The organism is Nitrospira sp. BLG_2 (genome assembly GCF_049222245.1).
On sequence record NZ_JBLYIG010000455.1, the window covers coordinates 1 to 2,263 of the forward strand.

Below are 2,263 nucleotides of genomic sequence, written 5' to 3' on the forward strand. Positions count from 1 at the left end.
GGTTCGAGATGTACAACGACACCGTGTTGGGCTTCAACAAGTCCGGCAAGGAAGTGGCCCGCATTCAGGTCGAAGAGCCCATCTACATCCGCCCCGCCGAACGCGTCACCTGGTTGTAAACCGCGGCGACCTCCGCATCCGAACGGGGCAGCGTTCCTTCAGGAACGCTGCCCCATTTTGTATTGACAGATGGCGCCAAATGGTACATTCGGCCAGATAGTTTCACGAGGACGTTGTCCATCTCGTCTCCGCAGGCACGAATCGTAAGACGTTACGTGAAGAATAACGTTGACGGCTACGCGGAATTCACTGCCGTCTAGAAGCGATTCCAAAGCATTTGGTTGGTGACTTCATGGTGAAAGAGAATTTCCGACGTCTTCACCATCGTGCCGAGCTCTTTCGGAGATCGGTCCGCCACTAACTGTTTGAAGTTTGAATATTTCCGCTTGCTGTCTTCGCCAAGAATATCGGCGACAAACTTCGATTCATTAAAGAGCGCGATGGCGTCACTGATGCTGCTCGGAAGAAATCGCGCGCGGTCGCCCGTCGTCGCGTTCTTTTCCACACGCTCCCCTTGGAAACCGGTCTTAAGCATCGTGTACAGCACAAGATAGGGGTTGGCATCGGGAGCGACCGACCGCAGCTCGATACGGGCTGTTTTTTCATTGGCCATCGGAATGCGGATCATGGCCCCCCGATCGACCGCAGATACCTTAATCTGGTTCGGTGCCTCAAAATGCGGGTCCAAGCGGCGATACGCATTCACCGATGGATTGAACACAAGGCAAATTTCCGGCGCATGATTCAAGAGTTTGAGGATGAAGTCCCATGCCGTATCGGAGAGGCCGTCCTTTCCTTTCGTATCGTAGAACATATTCCGACCGTTCTTGCTCAGGGAGGAGTTCGTGTGCATGCCGGAGCCGTTGATCCCGACGAACGGTTTCGGAAGGAACGTGGCGGTATGTCCCATGGATCGAGCCACTTGGCGGCAGATCAACTTGTACAGTTGCACCTGATCGGCCGCGCGCACCGCTTCGGCATAGGAAAAGTTCATTTCGAACTGCGAAGGCGCGACCTCGGGATGATCCTTCTCGTTCTTGAACCCCAGCGCGCGTTGAGCTTCCGCCGACTTGTCGATAAACTGGCGAAGCGGATCCATCGGGAGCGAGTGGTAGTACCCGCCGGTTGAGATAAGATTCAGCCCATGTTCACCGTATCGCTGCTCGGCGTTCTGCCCTTCCACCAGAAAGCCTTCTATTTCACAGGCGGCATATGCCGTAATGTCTTCAGTTTTTTTGAGGCGCTCGGTCAACGATTTCAGCATGCCGCGAAAGTCGCTCTGATACGGCGTACGATCGCTGTTTAAGACGGACGCGAAGAAAATCACCTTTCCCGCCCCGATCACGTCGGCCGGAAAGTAGCGGATGGACGACCAGTCGAGGGCGAGGCGCAGGTCCGACTCATGTTGCGGCGTGAATCCTCGGATGGACGACCCGTCAAATGTCAGATTGCCCAACGAGCCCAGCAAAAACTTCTTGTCGTAATCGAGCATGTGGAGGCGTCCCTCGATGTCCGAGAAGCACAACGTCACGGCCTTGATGTGTTTTTCCTTTTTCAGCCAGGCCGTATATTCCTGCTCGAGATCTTGTGCGCCGGCCTGCTCGGCGCGCTGCGCCGCCTTGAGATTCATGTCTTCGAGCTCGTCATACGGAATCTCAAGGAAACTCTTCAGCTCGGCCGCTGTCTTTGTATTCATGGTTCACCTCAACAGTTTGTAGTTATCCAAGGATGGACCTCTGCATAGATTCCCCAGCCTTTACAGGCGGGAGAATCTCAAAATTCAAGCTGCGCTTGTCTCGCGTCTTCCTTCCCTTGTCGGCTACGTACCGACTGATAATCTCTTCTGCCATCCCAACCGTGGACACAACGTACCCGCTTGACCAGATGCCGCCGCGATCCCAATACACCTTCTCCAAAAACCGAAACTTTTCTCGAAATCTCCGGCTCGTGTTCTTCTTCATCGTCTCCGCGACAACACTCACGCTGTACTTCGGTAAGATCACCATGTGCACATGCACATGATCCCTGTCGATCCCACTCTCCGTGAAGTGCCAATCAGGATAATACCTCTAGACTTCCCGTAGTTTCATCCGCAAATACGTCGCCACCCCCTCGACAAGGATCTCGCGGCGGTATCTGATCACCCACACAATGTGGTACTGCGTTTTGTAGACCGTGTGGGCCGTTGTGTGCAGTTTCACGC

The 2,263-nt window shown here is 54.4% G+C and carries 1 protein-coding gene and 1 pseudogene; both read right to left on the reverse strand.

The features are described 5' to 3' along the window. Nucleotides 1-316: 316 nt before the first annotated feature. On the reverse strand, nt 317-1,756 hold the full coding sequence (locus tag ACOSYY_RS12370) for a glutamine synthetase family protein (protein ID WP_421662742.1): 1,440 nt from the start codon (nt 1,754-1,756) through the stop codon (nt 317-319). 22 nt (nt 1,757-1,778) lie between these two features. Beyond that, nucleotides 1,779-2,261: pseudogene (gene tnpA / locus ACOSYY_RS12375) on the reverse strand (IS200/IS605 family transposase). Between the last annotated feature and the right edge of the window lie 2 nt (nt 2,262-2,263).

What these genes read in the sequence shown, in the direction of transcription:
- ACOSYY_RS12370 (WP_421662742.1), bottom strand. Translation starts at nt 1,756, where the DNA reads ATGAATACAAAGACAGCGGCCGAGCTGAAGAGTTTCCTTGAGATTCCG.